This is a genomic window from Pantoea sp. E2023-21 (genome assembly GCF_051302795.1).
In the GTDB taxonomy this organism is placed as follows: Bacteria; Pseudomonadota; Gammaproteobacteria; order Enterobacterales; family Enterobacteriaceae; genus Pantoea; species Pantoea ludwigii_A.
This window is the reverse complement of sequence record NZ_CP195344.1, coordinates 3,454,169-3,474,661: the sequence shown is the minus strand read 5'-3', so window position 1 is coordinate 3,474,661 and position 20,493 is coordinate 3,454,169. Positions and strand designations below refer to the sequence as shown.

Annotated in this window: 20 protein-coding genes; 5 read left to right on the top strand and 15 right to left on the bottom strand. The window is 54.5% G+C overall.

Annotated features, from left to right (window positions below):
- Positions 1 to 22: 22 nt before the first annotated feature.
- The gene (pepE, locus tag ACRQ84_RS16315; RefSeq protein WP_064738132.1) at positions 23 to 754 is read right to left on the bottom strand and encodes a dipeptidase PepE; all 732 of its coding nucleotides are present in this window, start codon (positions 752 to 754) and stop codon (positions 23 to 25) included.
- Positions 755 to 963: 209 nt separating this feature from the next.
- Between pepE and rfaH the strand changes: the two genes are divergently transcribed.
- The gene (gene rfaH, locus ACRQ84_RS16310; RefSeq protein ID WP_008105818.1) at positions 964 to 1,452 is read left to right on the top strand and encodes a transcription/translation regulatory transformer protein RfaH; all 489 of its coding nucleotides are present in this window, start codon (positions 964 to 966) and stop codon (positions 1,450 to 1,452) included.
- On the opposite strand, the gene tatD is transcribed toward rfaH, so the two are convergent.
- The 10 genes from tatD to udp form a co-directional block, all read right to left on the bottom strand.
- Complete coding sequence (tatD, locus tag ACRQ84_RS16305) at positions 1,449 to 2,231, bottom strand: 3'-5' ssDNA/RNA exonuclease TatD (RefSeq protein WP_064738133.1); 783 nt, start codon at positions 2,229 to 2,231, stop codon at positions 1,449 to 1,451. The two genes, rfaH and tatD, sit on opposite strands and share 4 nt — an antisense overlap.
- An 84-nt stretch (positions 2,232 to 2,315) precedes the next feature.
- Positions 2,316 to 3,074: a Sec-independent protein translocase subunit TatC gene (gene tatC / locus ACRQ84_RS16300; protein WP_064738134.1), complete on the bottom strand. Its 759-nt coding sequence runs from the start codon at positions 3,072 to 3,074 to the stop codon at positions 2,316 to 2,318.
- Between the two features lie 2 nt (positions 3,075 to 3,076).
- Complete coding sequence (tatB, locus tag ACRQ84_RS16295; protein WP_064738135.1) at positions 3,077 to 3,604, bottom strand: Sec-independent protein translocase protein TatB; 528 nt, start codon at positions 3,602 to 3,604, stop codon at positions 3,077 to 3,079.
- A gap of 2 nt (positions 3,605 to 3,606) precedes the next feature.
- Complete coding sequence (gene tatA, locus ACRQ84_RS16290; RefSeq protein WP_008105810.1) at positions 3,607 to 3,861, bottom strand: Sec-independent protein translocase subunit TatA; 255 nt, start codon at positions 3,859 to 3,861, stop codon at positions 3,607 to 3,609.
- Between the two features lie 110 nt (positions 3,862 to 3,971).
- A complete protein-coding gene (ubiB, locus tag ACRQ84_RS16285; RefSeq protein WP_483816594.1) occupies positions 3,972 to 5,609 on the bottom strand; it encodes a ubiquinone biosynthesis regulatory protein kinase UbiB in 1,638 nt (545 codons plus the stop codon).
- Positions 5,606 to 6,211 (bottom strand): ubiquinone biosynthesis protein UbiJ, encoded by a 606-nt coding sequence (gene ubiJ, locus ACRQ84_RS16280; RefSeq protein WP_483816593.1) that lies wholly within the window; start codon positions 6,209 to 6,211, stop codon positions 5,606 to 5,608. Before ubiJ ends, ubiB begins: the two co-directional genes overlap by 4 nt.
- Positions 6,212 to 6,217: 6 nt before the next feature.
- Positions 6,218 to 6,976 carry a bifunctional demethylmenaquinone methyltransferase/2-methoxy-6-polyprenyl-1,4-benzoquinol methylase UbiE gene (ubiE, locus tag ACRQ84_RS16275; RefSeq protein WP_064738138.1) on the bottom strand — a complete coding sequence of 253 codons (759 nt, stop codon included), beginning with the start codon at positions 6,974 to 6,976 and terminating at the stop codon, positions 6,218 to 6,220.
- A 75-nt stretch (positions 6,977 to 7,051) separates the two neighbouring features.
- A complete protein-coding gene (rmuC, locus tag ACRQ84_RS16270; protein ID WP_483816592.1) occupies positions 7,052 to 8,563 on the bottom strand; it encodes a DNA recombination protein RmuC in 1,512 nt (503 codons plus the stop codon).
- A gap of 68 nt (positions 8,564 to 8,631) precedes the next feature.
- Positions 8,632 to 9,903, bottom strand: coding sequence for a tetratricopeptide repeat protein (locus tag ACRQ84_RS16265; protein WP_483816591.1), 1,272 nt, complete (start codon positions 9,901 to 9,903; stop codon positions 8,632 to 8,634).
- Positions 9,904 to 10,002: 99 nt separating this feature from the next.
- Positions 10,003 to 10,764, bottom strand: coding sequence for a uridine phosphorylase (udp, locus tag ACRQ84_RS16260; RefSeq protein ID WP_483816590.1), 762 nt, complete (start codon positions 10,762 to 10,764; stop codon positions 10,003 to 10,005).
- 304 nt (positions 10,765 to 11,068) lie between these two features.
- Here udp and ACRQ84_RS16255 point away from each other — a divergent pair, with 304 nt between their 5' ends.
- Positions 11,069 to 11,905: a dienelactone hydrolase family protein gene (locus tag ACRQ84_RS16255; protein ID WP_483816589.1), complete on the top strand. Its 837-nt coding sequence runs from the start codon at positions 11,069 to 11,071 to the stop codon at positions 11,903 to 11,905.
- 41 nt (positions 11,906 to 11,946) lie between these two features.
- On the opposite strand, the gene metE is transcribed toward ACRQ84_RS16255, so the two are convergent.
- Positions 11,947 to 14,217: a 5-methyltetrahydropteroyltriglutamate--homocysteine S-methyltransferase gene (metE, locus tag ACRQ84_RS16250; RefSeq protein ID WP_483816588.1), complete on the bottom strand. Its 2,271-nt coding sequence runs from the start codon at positions 14,215 to 14,217 to the stop codon at positions 11,947 to 11,949.
- 213 nt (positions 14,218 to 14,430) lie between these two features.
- Here metE and metR point away from each other — a divergent pair, with 213 nt between their 5' ends.
- Together metR and ACRQ84_RS16240 are read left to right on the top strand one after the other, a co-directional pair.
- Positions 14,431 to 15,363: an HTH-type transcriptional regulator MetR gene (gene metR / locus ACRQ84_RS16245; protein WP_064738145.1), complete on the top strand. Its 933-nt coding sequence runs from the start codon at positions 14,431 to 14,433 to the stop codon at positions 15,361 to 15,363.
- Between the two features lie 93 nt (positions 15,364 to 15,456).
- Positions 15,457 to 15,936: a YehS family protein gene (locus ACRQ84_RS16240; protein ID WP_064738146.1), complete on the top strand. Its 480-nt coding sequence runs from the start codon at positions 15,457 to 15,459 to the stop codon at positions 15,934 to 15,936.
- A 134-nt stretch (positions 15,937 to 16,070) separates the two neighbouring features.
- Here ACRQ84_RS16240 and ACRQ84_RS16235 read toward each other — a convergent pair whose 3' ends face one another.
- Positions 16,071 to 16,934 (bottom strand): carboxylate/amino acid/amine transporter, encoded by an 864-nt coding sequence (locus tag ACRQ84_RS16235; protein ID WP_064738328.1) that lies wholly within the window; start codon positions 16,932 to 16,934, stop codon positions 16,071 to 16,073.
- A 337-nt stretch (positions 16,935 to 17,271) separates the two neighbouring features.
- Between ACRQ84_RS16235 and glpT the strand changes: the two genes are divergently transcribed.
- The gene (gene glpT, locus ACRQ84_RS16230) at positions 17,272 to 18,612 is read left to right on the top strand and encodes a glycerol-3-phosphate transporter (protein WP_064738147.1); all 1,341 of its coding nucleotides are present in this window, start codon (positions 17,272 to 17,274) and stop codon (positions 18,610 to 18,612) included.
- Positions 18,613 to 18,645: 33 nt separating this feature from the next.
- Here the strand turns inward: glpT and yigL are convergent, their stop codons facing one another.
- Both yigL and pldB read right to left on the bottom strand, forming a co-directional pair.
- A complete protein-coding gene (yigL, locus tag ACRQ84_RS16225) occupies positions 18,646 to 19,446 on the bottom strand; it encodes a sugar/pyridoxal phosphate phosphatase YigL (protein WP_064738148.1) in 801 nt (266 codons plus the stop codon).
- A gap of 37 nt (positions 19,447 to 19,483) precedes the next feature.
- On the bottom strand, positions 19,484 to 20,476 hold the full coding sequence (pldB, locus tag ACRQ84_RS16220; protein ID WP_483816587.1) for a lysophospholipase L2: 993 nt from the start codon (positions 20,474 to 20,476) through the stop codon (positions 19,484 to 19,486).
- Positions 20,477 to 20,493: the final 17 nt, after the last annotated feature.

Below are 20,493 nucleotides of genomic sequence, written 5' to 3'. Positions count from 1 at the left end.
GCTGACATGTTGAGGTTTTGCGTCAGGCTGGCTGACATGAAAATGGCACCAGCGACTGAATCGCCAGTACATCGTGATAAGCAGCAATCGGCTCGCCGTGGCGGAACACTTTGAAGTCTTCGCCGCGCGCGCTGTAATAGCGCAGGCGATTCTCGCTCACGTGCAGGAAGCTGGCTTCGCGCAGTGCAATCACCGACTCATGAGGATTAACAGCACAGAACTCGGCCAGACGTTCATCGCGCGTTTCGCCCATGTGGCCGCTGACGTGCGCATCAAGATAGTGCGGGTTGATCTGCACCGGAAACAAGCCAAGCGCAGGCAACACCACGCTGCTGCGTACCGGCATGTCATTGGTGGTGCGGATTGAAGGCGTTGCCACATTGCAACCGGCGCTCCAGCCAACATACGGCACATCACGCTCGCGTACCGCGCGTTGGATGGCGACGATCAGGCCGTGCTCATGCAGCATTTGATTGAGGAACCAGGTATTTCCGCCGCTCACCAGAATCAGTTCGGCTTGATCAATCGCCGCAACGGGCGATGCGAACTCGTGCACGGTGCGCACTTCAATGCCTAGTGACGCGGATAAATCCTGCGCACGCTGCGCATGATCGCCACGAATAATCGCATAGGGCACCAGCACAGCCGAGGTGATGCCGCGCTGAGCGATCATCGCGTGCAGCTGCGGGTGGGCGTAACTTAATAGCGGCGCATCGTCAGCCACTTTGCCGTTACTCAACAGGAACAGTTCCATCAGCCACTCCTTTTCAATCGAAAGATGGGGATGGAGTCTGATACAGATAGTCGCCAGCCGTCAATTTTCTTGCAAGAAAGCGTTAAGAAGCCGCATCAATCGGAAAAATCGTAGTGAAATTGTTTTCAACACCCTGTTTCCCATCGCCGATGCGCTATAACTCTGACAACTGATTTGATATTCTTAGCGTCCATTATTTGGGAGCGGTTATGGAATCCTGGTACTTACTCTATTGCAAACGTGGACAACTATTGCGCGCGAAAGAGCATCTTGAGCGGCAAGAGGTGAATTGCCTCAGCCCAATGATCGCTTTGGAGAAGATTGTGCGCGGTAAACGCACCACCGTGAGTGAGCCGCTGTTCCCTAATTATCTGTTTATCGAGTTCGATCCCGAAGCGATTCACACCACCACCATCAGCAGCACGCGCGGCGTCAGCCACTTCGTGCGCTTTGGCACTATGCCGGCCACCGTTTCGCATGATGTGATCGAAGCCCTGCAAACCGACGCGCCGCAGATCGTTCTCGATCCGGAAACCCCGCAGAGCGGTGATGAAGTGATCATCACCGATGGCACCTTCGAAGGACTCCGCGCGATTTTTGCCGAGCCAGATGGTGAAACGCGCTCCGTTCTGCTGCTCAACATGCTGAACAAACAGGTGATGCGTAGCGTCGATAACAAGCAGTTCCGTAAACTCTAAGCCAGTTTAAACAGCTGACGCGCATTAAGATTGACCTGCGCACCCAGCGCTTCTGCCTCTTCACCACGCCAGTTCGCCACTTGCTGCACAATATGCGGCAGGAAGCACGGCTCATTGCGGCGCGAAGTGGGACGCGGGTGCATATCGCGCGGCAGTAAATATGGCGCATCGGTTTCCAGTAACAGGCGCTCAGCGGGAATCAGCGGCAGCAATTCACGCAGTTCCATACCGCGACGTTCGTCGCACACCCAACCGGTAATCCCCACCGATAATCCCAGCGCCAGACACGCTTGCAGCTCCTCACGCGTACCGGTAAAGCAATGCACCACCGCACCAACAAGTTTTGGCAGCCACGGCTTCAGTACTGCCACAAAACGATCGTGCGCTTCACGACAATGCAGAAATACCGGCAGTTGCAACTCTGCGGCCAACGCGAGCTGCGCATCAAAAGCATATTCCTGCTGATCGTGGGCAGAGAGATTGCGATTGAAATCCAGGCCGCATTCGCCAATCGCCACCACTTGCTCGCTTTCCGCCAGACGGCGTAACGTATTCGCCGTTTCCGCCGACCATTCACTGGCATGGTGCGGATGGACGCCCGCCGTCGACCAGCAAAAGCCGGCATGTAATGCCGCCAGCTGACGCGCCTGCTGGCTTTCCAGCGCGTTGGTGCCGGTAATTAACAGGCCGGTGACGCCTGCTTCGCGCGCACGTTTCACAACCTGCTCGCGATCTTTTGCGAATTGCGTGCTGGTCAGGTTTACACCGATATCAAACATGTTTTCTCCCCAATAAAAAACCGCCCAACGGGGCGGTTTAGATTCATCTTCCCGCGCGCTGCGGGATGCCCTGCATTAAGGACATCAGGATTCGGTGTTCTGTTCCTCATCCGAAGACTGACGTCCTTTACCCACATAGTAGCGGGAGAAGAATACGCCGACTTCAAACAGGCAGTACATCGGAATAGCGAGCAAAGTTTGCGAGAAAACATCCGGCGGTGTGAGCAACATCCCAACTACGAACGCGCCAACCAGCATATAAGGCCGTTTCTTGCGCAGATCTTCCGGCGAGGTGATGCCCGTCCAGCACAGCAGCACAATCGCAATCGGCACCTCAAACGCCACACCAAATGCCATGAAAATCGTCATGACGAAGTCAAGATAGTTGGTGATATCGGTGGCGATGGTCACGCCCTGCGGCGCAGTTTTAGCGAAGAAGCCAAACGCCAGCGGGAACACGATAAAGTAAGCAAAGGCCACGCCGACATAAAACAGCAACGTACTGGAAAACAATAACGGCATCACCAGTTTACGCTCGTGGCGATACAACGCTGGCGCGACAAACGCCCACACCTGATACAAAATCACCGGCACGGCAAGAAATACCGAAACAATAATGGTGAGCTTGATAGGCGTGAAGAAGGGAGATGCAACGTCGGTAGCGATCATGCTCGCCCCGGCCGGCATCTGGCTGATCAACGGTGATGCAACCAAATGGTAAATATCATTCGCGAAGTAGACCAGACACAGAAAGATGACTAAAACAGCGATGATGCAATGCAACAAACGCTTGCGCAGCTCAATCAAATGGCTAATGAGCGGTTGGGTATCTTCAACGGCCATGTTTATCGTTCATCTTTTACGAGAGAAATCTTCGCGGTGCTTTGTGGAGCACTGGCGACAGGAGAATGTTCAGCGGCAGAAATTTCGTCAGTCGGCTGCGGAGTCTGTGCAGGCGCACTGGTTTGATGTTCTGCTGTAGCCGGTGTGACCGCTGGTGAAGTCACGGGCTGCACTGCTGCTGGCGGAGTCTGATGAATGGTGTTGGCTTCATCTTCCTCTTTTTCGATATCGATGCTCTGCTGAACCGAACGCTTCATAGAGTCGGCGGTTTTACGCAGTTCTTCCATCGACTCTTTCAGCTCAGGTGACAGCGTGCCACGGCCCGCTTCTTCCACCTTTTTCAGGCTGTCCTGCAGTTCTTGCAGTTTCAGTTCCTGCGCCAGTTCGTTTTGTACATTCGCGGCCAGCGAGCGAATGGCTCTAATCCAGCCGACGACGGTTTTCACCGCAACCGGTAATCGCTGCGGGCCAAGTACAATCAGCCCGATCACGAACACCAATACCAGTTCACTAAAACCAATGTCGAACACAGTTATACCTGCTTGTCGTTCCGGGCGTCGTCTTTAGTCGCCGTGGTTTGCTGTTTGTCTGCCAGAGTTTTGGCGTTGAAGTCAGCGTCCTGCTCTTTCGGTTGATCCTTTTTATCGTCTTCATCGCCCATGGCTTTTTTGAAGCCGCGGATGGAAGATCCTAAATCCGAACCCAGATTACGAAGTTTGTTGGTACCGAACAGAAGAACAACAATGACGGCAATGATTAACAATTGCCAAATACTGATACCGCCCATGAGATATGCCTCTAATATTCTGTGAAAAACTGTTGACTGTAACGCACAGAAAGCCCGTATGATTTCGGGCTTTAGCTTGCGACATTACGCGATTTGTACCAGGCAGACAATCAGTTTGTCTTGCGCCAGCCAATAAGCCAGGTGACGATGCCAGCGGCCATTAATAGCGCCGGGAAGAAATCCCAATCCGGTCGACTTAACAGCACGGCGGTGCCACTTAATAACAGTGTAGCGCCTACACCAAAGAGATAGCGCGCCTGATGATTGCGTGTTCGCTGTACATTTAAATCGGTGACGAGTTTATCGACACTGTGCTTCAATAATTTGTGCTGGCGCATGCTGTCGTAAAATAGCTCTGGCAACTCCGGCAGTTTTTCCGCCCAGTAAGGTGCTTTCTCTTTCACCGCCCGCATGATCGCCGGGATACCAATCTGATCTTTGATCCAATCTTCGAGGAACGGCTTGGCGGTTTTCCACAGATCGAGCTGTGGATAAAGCTGGCGGCCAATCCCTTCGACATACAGCAGCGTCTTCTGCAGCAGCACCAACTGCGGCTGCACTTCCATATTAAAGCGGCGCGCGGTATTGAACAGGTTAAGCAGCACGTGACCAAACGAGATCTCGGCCAACGGCTTTTCGAAAATCGGTTCACACACGGTACGAATAGCAAACTCAAAATCTTCGACGTTCGTATCCAGCGGCACCCAACCTGAATCCACATGTAGCTCGGCCACTTTGCGATAATCGCGGTTGAAGAAGGCGATGAAGTTTTCTGCCAGATAGCGCTTATCTTCTTTGTTCAGCGAGCCGACGATACCGCAGTCAATGCCAATATATTGCGGATCTTCCGGATGATCATAGCTGACGAAAATATTGCCGGGATGCATGTCGGCATGGAAGAAGCTATCGCGGAACACCTGGGTAAAGAACACCTGCACACCGCGCTCTGCCAACAGTTTCATATTGACGCCGTGCTGCTCAAGCGTAGCGATATCCGAGATTGGAATACCGTAAATGCGCTCCATCACCATCATCGTTTCACTGCAATAATCGGAGAACACTTCCGGCACATACAGCATGCGGCTTTGGTCGAAGTTACGGCGCAGCTGGATGGCATTCGCCGCTTCACGCAGCAAATTCAGCTCATCTATCAAAGTCTTTTCGTAATCACGCACGACTTCGAGCGGACGCAAGCGACGTCCATCCGGCAGTAAACGCGGCACCCAACGCGCCAGACGATAAATCAGCCGCATGTCGGCTCTGATCACCGGCAGGATGTCGGGACGAATCACTTTGATCACCACCGCGCGGCCGTTGGACTTCAGCGTCGCGGTATGAACTTGCGCGATAGAGGCGGATGCCAGCGGTTTGATATCGAAATCTTCAAACCAGGTTTCCACCGGGCCGCCAATCGACTGTTCAATCTGCTGCTTAGCTTTGAAGCCATCAAACGGCGCAACGCGGTCCTGCAGCACGGCCAGTTCATCGGCAATCGCGGGCGGGAATAAATCGCGGCGTGTGGAGAGCATTTGGCCAAATTTGATCCACACCGGCCCCAGCTGCTCCATGGCTAAACGGATGCGCACGCCGGCGGAAGCCTCTTTGTGCTGATTAGGGATCCAGAAGATGCAGCGCCGCCACAAGCGTAAAAGCAGCGTGAAGCGCATGCGGGGAATCAGTTCATCAAGACCGTAGGTCAGAAAGATCTTGATGATAAAGTATAAGCGCCGAATTTCTCCCAGCGTCATTTCGCCTCCAGCTGTGCTAAACGCGTGTCAAACGCATTGAGCGAACGTTCTATCGCTTCCACTTCCTCGCAGAACCATGCCAGTTCCAGTGCGCCCGGCGCGACACGCCACTCTTCCGTCAGCACCTGCCCCAGATAATCCTGACGGCGAGTGAACTGCTGCTGCACGAATTGCAGCGCCTGCTGTGCGGCCTGGCTCACGCCTTGCGCGGCGATATCGCCAATCCACGGCGCCAGATATTCCGCCGGATCCAGCTCAGCGAGATCCATCAGCGCAGAGAATTGCTGTACCACCTGCAAATCGCCGTCTACCTCCAGTTCACCGCTACGAATCAAACTGGTGAGCTGCTGGCGATCGCGCAATTTCGGCAACGTACTCACACGCAAACTCACCGTACAGTCGCTGCTGTCTTGCCAATCACTCAACACATCAAGCTGGGATTCGCTAAACACCAGTACCAAAGGAAAATCGAGCTCTTGCAGACGCAGCATCAATACCTTGCCCGCCAGACGCTGGCGCGCGGCTTTCAGGCTGCGATCGCGATAGAGAACACGGTTCAGGGCGGTCTCAAGACCGCCGGTGATGAGAGGAGTTAAAGTCATGATGGATTAGAATTTAAATCCGCGGTGCAGCGCGACAATACCGCCAGTCATGTTGAAGTAGGTGGTATTTTCAAAACCTGCATCGTTCATCATCGCTTTCAGGGTTTCCTGATCGGGATGCATACGAATCGACTCCGCCAGATAGCGATAGCTTTCGGCATCTTGCGCCACCAGCTGACCAATACGCGGCAGAATGTGGAATGAATAGGTATCGTAAGCTTTGCTCAGCGGCTCCAGCAACGGCTTCGAGAACTCGAGCACCAGCAGACGTCCGCCCGGCTTAAGCACGCGGTACATTGATGCCAGCGCTTTCTCTTTTTCGGTCACGTTACGCAAGCCGAACGAAATAGTGATGCAATCGAAATAGTTATCCGGGAAAGGCAGCGCTTCGGCATTAGCCTGAACGTAGCTAACATTCCCTGACACGCCAAGATTACGCAGCTTTTCACGGCCCATCTTCAGCATGGAGCTGTTGATGTCTGCCAGCACAACCTGGCCGGTTTCGCCCACCAGACGTGAGAATTTTGCCGTCAGATCGCCGGTACCACCCGCCAGATCCAACACGCGCTGACCGCGGCGCACGCCGCTGCTGTCAATGGTAAAACGCTTCCAGACACGATGGATGCCAAACGACATCAAATCGTTCATCAGGTCATATTTTGCCGCGACGGAGTGAAACACGTCCGCGACTTTATCGGCCTTTTCGCTTTTCGCGACGGTCTGGAAGCCAAAATGGGTAGTTTCCTGCTGTGATTCATCTGCCATCGGTTTTACCTGTTCCACAAACAATTCTTGCCGAAGTGTATCAGAGTCGCGCTACACGAGCACGCGACCACCGTGCTATTCGTTGATGCGGCGCAGCGAGTCCGTTGTTGGATCTGCAACGTTTTCATCCTCAGTGCGATCGTCTGCCCAATCTTCATCCGCCTCTTCCGGCTGCGCCTGTTCGACCAATTGCGGATTGATCGGGCGTTTGATCTCTACGCCAAGTGAACGGAAGGCCTCACTTTGCGCAATCAGGTTGCCGCGCCCTTCAGACAATTTTTTCATCGCCTGATGATAACTTTGCTGCGCTTTGTCGAGATTGTGCCCAATGCCGCTCATGTCATCGACAAACAGCCGCATTTTGTCGTACAGCCGCGTTGCCCGGTCGGCGATGCGCTGCGCGTTGCGGCTTTGATGCTCATAACGCCAGAGATTGTTGATAGTACGCAGCGCCACCAGCAGCGTGGTGGGACTCACCAGCATGATGTTCTGCTGCAATGCCTCGCTGATCAGCTCAGGCTGACGATCAATCGCCAGCAGAAACGCCGGTTCCACCGGGATAAACATCAACACATAATCCAGCGATCGTAAACCGGGCAATTGTTGGTAATCTTTTCGGCTCAGCAAGCGGATGTGTCCGCGCATCGCGTTAACGTGCTCCTGAATTGCCTGCTCACGCGTGGCTTCATCATCGGCGTTGAAATAGCGTTCGTAGGCAACCAGGGTCATTTTGGCGTCAATTACCACATCTTTGCCCTGCGGCAAGCGGACGATCACATCCGGCTGCATTCGACCCTGTTGCTCCAGCTGCACGCTAACCTGCGTTTGGTATTCGTAGCCTTCACGCAAACCAGAAGCTTCCAGCACACGTGCCAACACCACTTCGCCCCAGTTGCCCTGAATTTTATTGTCGCCCTTGAGCGCCTTGGTGAGATTAACCGCTTCCTGCGCCATCTGCGCGTTGAGTTGCTGCAACTGGCGAATTTCATGGGTCAGCGTATGCCGTTCACGTGCTTCCACGCCAAAACTATCGGTAACCTGCCGGCGAAAACCGTCCAGTTGTTCCCGCAGCGGACCAATCAGGCTGTTCAGACTTTGACGATTTTGCTCATCAACACGCCGCCCGCTGTTTTCGAAGATACGGTTAGCCAGATTTTCAAACTGCGCGCTGAGACGCTGTTCGCTGTTGGTGAGCAGGCGCTGCTTCTCTTCAGCGCCGTAGCGCGTCTCTTCGAGGCGGATGGTCACTTCGCGCAATTCGGCTTCCTGCGCACTGTTCACTTCCAGCTGATTACGCAGCTCACGGCTGAGCTGTTCACTTTCTCCGCGCCAATAATCAAGCTGCTGCAAGCGTTCCTGCGCACCGCTGAGCGCGCCGTGCAGTTGGCGCAGCTCCTGTTCGCGTTGCTGGATTTGCTGCTGTAGATGTTCGAGCTGCTGCTGCTGGCGCTGTTGCGCCTCTTCTAACAGGCGACGCTCGGTGGTGAAGCTGGCGTGCTGATGGCCGGCACGCAGTTGGGCTATGATCCAGCCAATGCCTAAACCGGCCAGCGCCAGCGCGCCGCTAATGATAAGTTGCTGATCCATAATCCCCCCGCGGATCGACTCGCTGAGGGAAAAGGTAGAGGTGTACTGTATGAATGTCCAGACTTAATTTACAGGGCTTTGACAGTCAGATCGCCAGCTTTCCATGCATCAATCAGGAAGAATGGCATCGGCAGCACCCATTCGGTTTCATTGTGGATTTTCGCGGGATAGGTCCAGCTTTTGCCGTCGTAGGTGATCTCAACCTGCTGCCAACCGTTTTCCACATTCTCCACTTTACCGGCCATGCTGGCGAACCCCGCGTTGCTGCCAACATGGAAGCTGTCGGTTTTCCAACGAATCGGCTGATGTGCCGGCCACGGCTCTGCCTGATGGAAACGGAAAATATCGTCATGGCTCAATAGGCTTTCACGCACCGTCGGCCACAGCGCCACCTTAAGAAAGTACTGATCGGTAAAGCGTTCGCTGCCTTGATATTGCGCGATAAAGTCACGCATCTGCTGTTCAACATTGTGGAACACGCCGTGACAGCCGCCCCACATGCCTGCCAACAACAATTCGGTGTGCGAGAAGTAATCGCGCATATGATGGAACCAGTAGGGTGAATTCAGCCAGGCCTCTACCGCGACCACTTCGCGTTCAGACAGCAATGAATCCGCGTCACGCACGATATAACGTTTGACGCTAGCGTCGTCCATCACCAGAAAGCGCCATAGCGTTGGGAAGATGGTTTTCTCCTGCGACATATCCACCAGCTGCGTGTTGGGCTGCTGCAAGCGCTGCCAGACGTGCTGCGGCACGCTGTCGTCGAGATAGATGCGGCAGATCCAGTCAGGATAGAGTTCGCGCGCCACTTCGATGTTTTTAATCAGCGTTTCACAATAGCGTGGCTGACCGCCGTACAGGCTAAAGGAGATGATGTTTTCCGCGGGATTGCTGCGATTGAGCGGTGAAGGTGCATCGGCCGGAAAGGCCACTTTCGTCCCTTTACTGAAAGTCACATCGGATTTCTGTAGCGACTCAAGACCATAACGCGCCACTTCATCCTCTTTATTCAGCCAGCCGCAGACTTCGGTCAATCCATCCAGCCAGGTTTCCGACGCCTGCGCAAGCTGGGCGGCCGGAGCCTGATAGATCTTCTGGTAAATTTTATACGATTTTTTATATTCGCCGACGCGCATTAGGGTTAACGCGTAGTCGCTAAGCACTTGCATATGATTGGGCAAGACGCGCAGCACTTCTTCGCAGCACTGACGCGCAAGAGGATAGTTATTGGCCGCCATCGCCTGGCGAAATCTCGCTGCTGCGCCCTCAACACGAGATTGCGAAGCAGCGGGATTGTTCATGAAATTAGGACGTGAGACAGAAACCATTTTGCGCATAAGAAATTTCTCAGTAGCTGCTGAAATTGCGCGCATTCTAATCAGGAAATAGCGGAGTTCCTTATAAGTCTGGTCTCGAATTCATCCCTGACTGGCGCATTAAATTAAGCGACGCGCGGCTTCAACCACAATTTTCACCGCATCACTTTCGGTCTGCTTCATGGTCACGGCATCTGGGATCTCTTTTTGTGTACGGTTCACGATGACGCCAGCCACCATGCCGGCACGCAGTCCCTGACTGGCGCACATGGTTAATAGTGTAGCGGATTCCATCTCGTAGTTAAGAACGCCCATTTGCTGCCATTCATTCATTGAACCCTGGAAACGATTAACGACACGACCTGAGAAGGTGTCGTAGCGTTCCTGGCCTGGATAGAAGGTGTCAGAGGAGGCGGTAATACCAATGTGGGTTTTCGCACCGCAGGCTTCTGCTGCTGCCACCAGCGCGGTGGTGCAGCTGAAATCAGCCACGGCCGGGAATTCCATCGGCGCAAAATGCAGGCTGGCGCCATCAAGGCGTACCGATGCGGTGGTGACCAGCACATCGCCGACATTAATATGCGGCTGGATAGCGCCGGTGGTACCGACGCGCAGAAAAGTGCGCACGCCAAGCTGCGCCAGCTCTTCAACCGCAATCGAGGTTGAAGGTCCGCCAATACCGGTAGAACAGACAACAACCGGTTTGCCATCAACTTCGGCAAGGTAAGTGGTGAATTCACGATGCGAAGCCAGATGCTGAGGATTGTCCATCAGCGCGGCGATTTTCTTCACACGCTCAGGATCGCCCGGCACGATGGCCAGGGTGGCTCCTTTCAAATCAGCTTTGGTGATACCAAGGTGGAAAACGTCAGACTGGGCCATAACAGACTCCTGATAGAGTGGGGATGTGCGCGCCACTCTACGTGAGCAGGCGGCATAAATATGTGACTCAATTCACCATCAATAATGAAACTTACATTATCAGAAAAATATTATGTGATTTACATCACACATTAGCGCTGTGCAATTCTGAATTGCTACAAGCGGTGCTGTGTAAGTGTTGGTGGCAATGTTAATAGAGAAGCTGCACACGTGAAAAAAAATCCCTCTGCACCCTACGTCAGCCTTGCTTTACTTCGCCAGGCTATAGTTACGTGATTGCGCATTTGCTAGCACGGAGAGAACCATGAAAACCGAAGACAATATGGCACAAAAAACGGCACCCGGCGGCTTTGCGCCTGCTGTTCAGCCCACCGCAAGCAGTACCATTATTACCGCCAGCGAGGCGATTCATGCTGGCGAGACTTCAGTTCCGAGCCAGGGCGAAAATCTGCCCGCCTATTATGCCCGTCCAAAAGAGTATCAAGGTACGTTGCCGGTGGTGTTAGTGGTGCAGGAAATTTTTGGGGTGCACGAACATATCCGCGATGTTTGCCGGCGTTTGGCACTGGAAGGTTATCTGGCGATCGCCCCTGAGCTCTATTTCCGCGAAGGCGATCCCAACGATTACCACGACATTCCCACGCTGTTCAAAGAGTTGGTGAGCAAGGTTCCGGATACGCAGGTACTGTCCGATCTTGATCATGTGGCTAACTGGGCGGCAAGTCATGGTGGCGATGCGCGTCGTCTGGCAATTACCGGTTTCTGCTGGGGCGGACGCATTAGCTGGCTGTTTGCCGCGCACAATCCGCAGGTGCGAGCCGCAGTGGCATGGTATGGCCGCTTAGACGGTGAGAAAACACTGAAGCAGCAGAAGCACCCGATTGATGTTGCGGTGGATCTGAATGCGCCGGTGCTGGGTCTTTACGGTGGGCAGGATGAGAGCATTCCACTGGAAAGCATCGATAAGATGCGTCAGGCGCTGCACGCCGCCAACGCCAAAGCGGAGATCGTGGTGTATCCGGATGCGGGACATGCTTTCAACGCGGATTATCGTGCAAGTTATCACGCCGATTCCGCCAAAGATGGCTGGCAACGCATGCTGGCGTGGTTCGCGCAATCTGGTGTAGCACCGAACGCGTAATAAAAAGGGGCGCATAGGCGCCCCAATCTCATGGGCGGCGACTAAGCCGTTTCACCCCGCAGGTTCTGCGCTGCTTTTACCATGTTTGCCAATGCCTGACGGGTTTCCGTCCAGCCACGGGTTTTCAGGCCACAATCCGGGTTAACCCACAGACGCTCCTCCGGAATGCTCTGCGCCGCTTTACGCAGCAACTCTTCCATCCACTCCACGCTCGGCACGTTCGGTGAGTGAATGTCATACACGCCCGGACCAATTTCATTGGGGTAATCGAACGCCTTAAAGGTATCCAGCAGATCCATATCGGAACGTGACGTTTCGATGGTGATGACGTCCGCATCCAGTGCGGCAATCGAATCCATGATGTCGTTGAACTCGCAGTAACACATGTGGGTGTGAATTTGCGTGTCATCCTGCGCCACTGCGGCATTGAGACGGAACGCATCCACCGCCCAGGTCAAATACGCGGCCCAATCGGACTGATGCAGTGGCAGGCCTTCACGCAGTGCCGGCTCATCAATCTGAATGATGCCGATACCGGCTTTTTCCAGATCCTCCACTTCGTCACGCAGCGCCAGCGCAATCTGTTTGGCAATGGTTTCACGGCTCACATCTTCACGCGGGAACGACCAGCAGAGAATGGTCACCGGACCGGTCAGCATGCCTTTAACCGGTTTATCGGTCAGCGACTGCGCATACTTCGCCCACTCAACGGTGATCGCCCGTGGACGGCTTACGTCGCCAATGATAACCGGCGGTTTGACGCAGCGTGAACCATAGCTCTGCACCCAGCCGTTTTGGGTGAACACGAAGCCGTCGAGGTTTTCGCCGAAGTATTCAACCATGTCGTTACGTTCTGCTTCTCCGTGCACTAACACGTCGAGTCCTAAACGTTCCTGCTCAATAATCGCCTGTTTGATGTGTTCAGCGATGCCGGTGCGGTAATTACCGCCATCGATGTTGCCTTTTTTGAAGTCGAGCCGCAGCCCACGAATTTCAGTGGTCTGCGGGAATGAACCGATGGTGGTGGTCGGCCATGCGGGCAGGTTGAAGCGCTGACGCTGCGCTTTCGCACGCTCGGTGTAGCTGCTGGCGCGTTCAGTGTCTTTGGTCTGGATTTTCGCCAGACGCTCGCCGACTGCAGCATTGTGAACGCGTGTTGAGTGGGCGCGCGCACGAATCGGCGCACTCCACGCAACCAGCGAAGCCGCATCATTGTTGTTCAGCGCGTTGCTCAGCAGCGACAGCTCAGCACACTTCTGCAGGGCAAAGGCGAACCAGCTTTTCACTTCTTCATCAAGGCGGGTTTCCACGCTGAGATCGATTGGGCTATGAAGGAGTGAGCAAGAGGAGCCGATCCACAGCTGTTTGCGCTGGCTGAGCAGCGGCTGCAAACGCTCAAACCAGCTGCTGAGATCCGCACGCCAGACGTTACGGCCGTTGATCACCCCAACAGACAGCAGCCAATCCGCGGGAATCTGCTGGTTCAACTGTTGGATGTCGTCTTTGCCGTGAACCAGGTCAACGTGCAGACCTTGCACCGGCAGCGCTTTAATGACGTCAATGTTCTGGCCGATGCTGTCGAAATAGGCGGTGAGCAGCAGGTTAGTTTCGCCCTGCAGCGCGTCGTAAGCCGGTTTGTATGCAGCGCGCCACGCTTGTGGCAGCTCCAGCGCCAGTGCTGGCTCATCGATCTGCACCCATTCGATATCACGTTTTTTCAGTTCGGCCAGCACCTGTTGGTAAACCGGCAGAATGTCTTTGAGCAGTGACAGACGATCGAATGGCTCGCCTTTGACTTTACCCAGCCACAGATAGGTGAGCGGGCCGAGAAGCACCGGTTTAACCTTGTGGCCGAGCGCCAGCGCTTCGTCAACTTCATCCAGCAATTGGGGCCAGGTCAGTTTGAACTGCTGCCCTTGAGTGAATTCCGGCACCATGTAGTGATAGTTGGTGTTAAACCATTTGGTCATTTCCGCCGCCGCCGCAGGTTCCCCGCTTGGTGCGCGGCCACGGCCGAGGCGGAATAGCGTATCGAGATCGACGGATCCATCTTTGTTCTGATGGCGTGCGGGCACGTTACCCAGCAGCAGGCTGGTGGTGAGAACGTGATCGTACCAGGCGAAATCGCCAACCGGCAGCAGATCGATGCCCGCCTCTTTCTGCTGTTGCCAGTGACGGGCACGCAACTCGCGCCCCACCGCCAGCAGCGCTTCCTGTGAGCTGTTACCTGCCCAATAGCTTTCCTGTGCTTTCTTCAGTTCACGACGCAGACCGACGCGAGGGAAACCGAGTGTATGGTTCAGAATGGTCATTTTCTGTTCTCCAGATATTCTTGAGGTACAACCGATTTACGTTCATCCAGCGAGTCACGATTCCCTTCGCTGAGCAATGTGGCTGGACAAACGTAAAGTGGCCGCGACGTTTGTCCGGGATGTTTAGCCGTCCAGATGTTTACACCGCCATAATCTGCGGGTACTGTATGTTCCTCAAGCGCAATTTGTTCAATCTCGATGTGAAGGATTCTCATGATCGAACTCAAACACCTGCGGACGCTGCAGGCGTTACGGAATACCGGCTCATTAGCCGCCGCCGCCTCACAGCTTCATCAGACGCAATCCGCGTTGTCCCACCAGTTCAGCGATCTGGAACAGCGGCTGGGCTTTCGTCTGTTTGTGCGTAAAAGCCAGCCGCTGCGTTTTACGCCGCAGGGAGAGATTTTATTGCAGCTGGCTGAGCAGGTTTTGCCACAGATTCAGCAGGCTTTGCAGGCGTGCCATGAGCCGCATCAGACCACCTTGCGTATCGCTATTGAGTGTCATAGCTGCATTCAATGGCTCACGCCCGCGCTGAATAATTTCCGCCAGAGCTGGCCGCAGGTGGTGATGGATTTCAAATCCGGCGTGACCTTTGATCCGCAGCCCGCGTTGCAGCAGGGCGAGTTGGATGTGGTGTTGACCTCCGATATATTGCCGCGCAGCGGGTTGTTCTATTCACCGATGTTCGATTTTGAAGTGCGTTTGGTGATGGCGCCGGATCATCCTTTGGCGCAGCTTGAACATATTGCCCCAGAAGATATGGCCGATGAGGTGCTGATGATCTATCCGGTGCAGCGTCAGCGTTTAGATGTGTGGCGCCATTTCCTGCAACCTGCGGGCGTGAGTCCGGCCTTGAAGAGCGTGGATAACACGTTGTTGCTGATTCAAATGGTGTCGGCGCGCATGGGCATCGCCGCGCTGCCGCATTGGGTGGTAGAGAATTTTGAGCAGCAGGGTTTGGTGGTGACGAAGACGTTGGGCGATGGCTTGTGGAGCCGCTTGTATGCCGCCGTACGCGAAGGCGAGCAACGTCAGCCGGTGATGGAAGCCTTTGTGCGGTTTGCCCGTCAGCATGCCTGTGAACATTTGCCTTTCGTGCGCGATGCCGCGCGTCCGGGCTCACTGCAAACCACCTCATCCTGATGATGTTGGGCGACGAAGGTCGCCCACGCTGTTATCCCTGCCCCGCCTGCTCTATAATGCGCCGCCTCAACCCGCGACCAAGAGAGTTTCACCATGATGAGTAACGATGTTCTGCGCAGCGTGCGCTATATGCTTGATTTGAGCGATAGCAAAGTGGTGGAGATTTTTGCCTTGGCGGGCAGTGAAGTGCCGCTGGAAGATGTGCAGGCGTGGATGAAGAAGGATGACGATGCCGCGTTTCGCAAGCTGCCGGATGTGTTGATGGGTTATTTCCTTAACGGTCTGATTTTTTACCGTCGCGGTAAGAGTGAAGATGCGCCCGCGCCTTCGATTGAGCGTCGCATGAATAACAATATTTTCATGAAGAAATTGCGTATCGCCTTTGCGCTGAAGACCACCGACATTCCGGATGTGTTGCTGAAAGCGAACTTTAAGATTTCGCAGGCTGAGGTGGGTGCGATTTTCCGCAACCCGGAACACAAGAACTTCCGCGAGTGCGGCGACCAGATTCTGCGTAATTTCCTGAAAGGTTTGACGATGATCCATCGTCCGGGGCCGGTTAAGAAGACTTAATCGCTTCTTTATTCGCGCCAGGTCAGGGATAGCGCGGCAGATCGCAAAGGGAAACCACTTCCTTGTGGATCAGCCTCGCCATCCATGGCTCGGATGCTTTGCTCCTCTGCCGCGCTATCCCTTCCCTATTGGCTTTATGCGATGCTTTTCTTACCTAGCACCCAGCGTTTATGCACATAAAGTGATGCGAAGATTACGGCGGCACCGGCGATAAAACTCGGCCAGTGCGGTTTTTCCTGCCAGATCGCCAGGTTCACCAGTAAGCCCGCCGGCACATGCATATTGTTCATAATCCCCAAGGTGCCGGCATCCACCTGCGTAGCGCCGTAGTTCCACATGAAGTAGCCCAAACCTGAAGCTGCCACGCCCAGCCACACCAAAATGCCCCACTGCAGCGATGTCGTTGGCAGTTTATTGGGATTGCCCCACAGGCTCCAGGCAATCACCGCGATGATCACCGCGCCCAGATAGAACCACGAAAACGCGGTGTGCTGTGGCATGGGACGGGTTTCCTGCAGGCGTTTGTAACCCACCATGCCGATGGCGAAGCAGATATTGGCCGCCTGCACCAGCAACAAGCCGAACCAGAAATGGTCGCTGACTTTGTCATAACGAATAATCGCCGCACCGATGACCGCCAGCAATGCACTGAAGGCATAGCCAATGCGCAGTGGACGTCGGCTCAGCAAATCGTAGATCAGCGTGACATACAGCGGCGTCATCACGGTAAACAGCAGGAACTCGGTCACGCTCAGGTACAGATAGGCTTCAAAGCTCAGCAAATACATGATGCCAAGCTGCAGCATGCCCACCAGCATATACAGCAAAAGGGTTGAAGCACGATAACCGCGCCAGCGCAGAAACGGTAAGAAGACGATGGCGGCGAGCGCCAGACGCATTAATACGGAGAACCAGGAATCCACCTGACCTGCAAGGTATTCCCCGATTAAACTGAAGGAAAAGGCCCACAGAATGGTGGTAACGATCAGTAACGGCACGGTAACGATCTCAAAATAAACAGTGCGGCTAGTGTAAACAAACTGTCGCAATCGGGCTGAACTATCTGATTTACAACTGTACGAAATTACGCCAAATAATTCTCATCGCCTCCCTTTCAGCTCGGCTAAAAATGCGCGAAATCCAACATTCCCTGGTTTTTATCGCACTTCATTGTCATAAAACTGTAACAGTTGTGTCACATGTCACAGTAACAGAACGTGACCATCACTATCCTTTGCGCGAAATGGAAACATCGCTTTTCCGTTTAAACATTCGCCGTATTTGCCCCAACCTGCTGGGAATTTATAACAATATCGCGCCCTGGAGGGCCAACTCATGTTGAGTATCTTCAAACCTGCACCGCATCGGCCCCAGGTGGCAGATGATCGTGTTGATCCACTGTATCGTCGCCTGCGCTGGCAAATTTTCCTGGGAATATTTTTCGGCTATGCCGCCTACTATTTAGTGCGTAAGAACTTTGCGCTGGCGATGCCTTATCTGGTTGAACAAGGTTTCTCGCGCGGCGATCTCGGGTTTGCGCTGTCGGGAATTTCCATCGCTTACGGCTTCTCAAAATTCATTATGGGTTCGGTATCAGACCGCTCGAATCCGCGCGTGTTTTTACCTGCCGGGTTGATCCTGGCTGCGGCGGTGATGTTGTTTATGGGCTTCGTGCCATGGGCGACATCGAGCATCATGGTGATGTTCGTGCTGCTGTTCCTGTGCGGCTGGTTCCAGGGCATGGGCTGGCCGCCGTGTGGGCGTACCATGGTGCATTGGTGGTCGCAGAAAGAGCGCGGCGGCATTGTATCAGTGTGGAACTGCGCGCATAACGTCGGCGGCGGCATTCCACCGCTGCTGTTCCTGCTCGGTATGGCGTGGTTTAACGACTGGAAAGCCGCACTGTATATGCCAGCGTTTGGTGCCATTCTCATCGCGATTATCGCTTTCGCTCTGATGCGCGATACGCCACAGTCCTGCGGTTTACCGCCGATTGAAGCGTGGAAGAATGATTACCCGCCGGATTACAACGAAGATCACGAGCAGGAGCTGACGGCGAAACAGATTTTCATGCAGTACATTCTGCCCAACAAACTGCTGTGGTACATCGCACTGGCGAACGTGTTTGTTTACCTGCTGCGTTACGGCATTCTCGATTGGTCGCCGACCTACCTGAAAGAGGTGAAGCATTTCACGCTGGATAAATCATCGTGGGCCTACTTCCTCTACGAATATGCCGGTATTCCCGGCACGCTGTTGTGCGGTTGGATGTCGGACAAAGTATTTAGAGGAAATCGTGGCGCGACCGGCGTGTTCTTTATGACGCTGGTGACCATCGCCACCGTGGTCTATTGGCTGAATCCGCCGGGCAATCCAGGCATCGACATGCTGTGCATGATTGTGATCGGCTTCCTGATTTACGGTCCGGTGATGTTGATTGGCTTACACGCGCTGGAGCTGGCACCGAAAAAAGCGGCGGGAACGGCGGCGGGCTTTACCGGGCTATTTGGCTATCTTGGTGGGTCGGTGGCGGCCAGTGCGATTGTTGGTTACACCGTCGATTACTTCGGCTGGGACGGCGGGTTCATCGTGATGATTGGCGGCTCAGTGCTGGCGGTGATCCTGCTGCTGCTCACCATGGTGAGCGAACATAAGCACAAGAAACAGTTGGTATAACCAGAGCGGGCCGGTCATCGCCGGCCCGTTTTTTTAGGCGAGGAACAGTTTACGCAAAGTGTGCGGCACCGCATCATCCGCGTTGCTGCCAATCACTTCCAGCGTTGGCAAGGTGTCTTTCAGACGTTGCTGCCCATTACGCATGATGCAGCCTTTGCCTGACATGCTCAGCATCTCCACATCATTCATGCCGTCGCCGAAGGCGATGCACTCTTTCAGCGAGTGGCCGAGTTGTTTCGAGACGGCTTCCAGCGCGTGGCCTTTAGAAACGCCGCCCGCCATCACTTCCAGACAGGTCGGCAGCGAGAAGCTGACATTCACGCGATCGCCCCAACGCGCTTCAATCGCTTGTTCCATTGGAATCAAACGCTCTGGATCTTCGCAGGTAAAAAATACTTTGCTGATGCCGTCGGTCGGCAGCATGCCCGGCTGGTAAACCTGATAGTTAAAGACGGATTCGCGGAAATAGTCCTGCTCGTCCGGGCGATGGCGGCTCATGAACCATTCATCGTCGCGATAGACATGCGTCAGGATGTGCTCGTCATGATATTGCAGGCCGTACAGATCGCTGGCGATGTCGGCATCCAGGTTGTGGCTGAACACCAATTCGCCTTCGGCGTTGTGCACGCGCGCACCGTTCGAAGTGATCATGTAAGCCGGAATGGCGAGTTTATCGCGCATCTGCCCGACGTCGATGTAGTGACGGCCGGTGGCAAAAACAAAGTGAATGTCACGCGCCACCAGCTCCTGCAGCGTAGAACGAGCGAACGATGTAAGACGGTGGTCCGGAGAGAGCAGCGTGCCATCCAGGTCGGATGCGACGATGTGATACATGTAAACCTCGGGTGTTGATATCGGAAAGTAAAATGAATTAAGCGTGATGCTCGAAGAAATCGATCACCGCGTTCAGCGCTTCGGCGCGCATCGCGTCTGTTTCGAACAAGATCTCATGACGCGCTCCTTTGATTACATAAGGCGCATTACCGGCGCAGGGATGTCCTGCTTCGGCCATCGCCGTACAAAATAGATTTTGTGAGCGGTTATCCACCACATCATCTTCACTGGCCTGCAGCAGCAAGGTCGGCGTAGTAATTTTTGCCACCTGGTTGAAGATGTCTCGACCGGCCTGTACGCCTTCGCGCACCCAGTGATACGTCGGTCCACCGACGCGAATCGCCGGATCGTCGGCGTAAAAACGCAGGTTGCGGCGATAGCGTTCGCGGCTATGCGTCAGGCGATTAATGCCAAACGGATTAGCGCGCCAACGCCCGGTGCCCAGCGCGTAGCCTTCGCGCAGCGCGGGCAGTTTTTCTGTCCAGTCGAGAATGCGGTGCGCCATCCAGTCGGGCAGCGGCAGCACAATGCCAAACATTGGCGCGGAAAACACCGCGGCATGAAACGCCTGCGGCTGACGCGCCAGAAACAGCGCTAAAATCGCGCCGCCCATCGAATGGGCCAGCACGTAGCGCTGCTGGTAATGTGGGCTGACGATCGCTTTCAGATACAGCGTTTCCAGATCGTCAACGTAGTCGCCAAATTCCACCACATGGCCGCGATGCGAATCTTCCAGCAGACGTTCAGATCGCCCCTGACCACGATGGTCGAGAATCACCACATCGTAGCCGCACATGAACAGGTCGTAGGCCAGTTCGGGATACTTGATATAGCTCTCAATGCGGCCAGGCACGACCAGAATGACACGACGATGTTGCGGTGAGGTGAAACGGACGTAGCGAATCTTCAGGTTACCCACGCCGGTGAATTCACACTCTTCACGGCGACGCCAGAAGTCGAGCAGCGGACCGGTAGCAAAGGCCGAAAAGCCTCGCTCACGTCCGAGCCACCCCTGTTTATGATGCTGCATTCGTCCCCCTGAAAAAA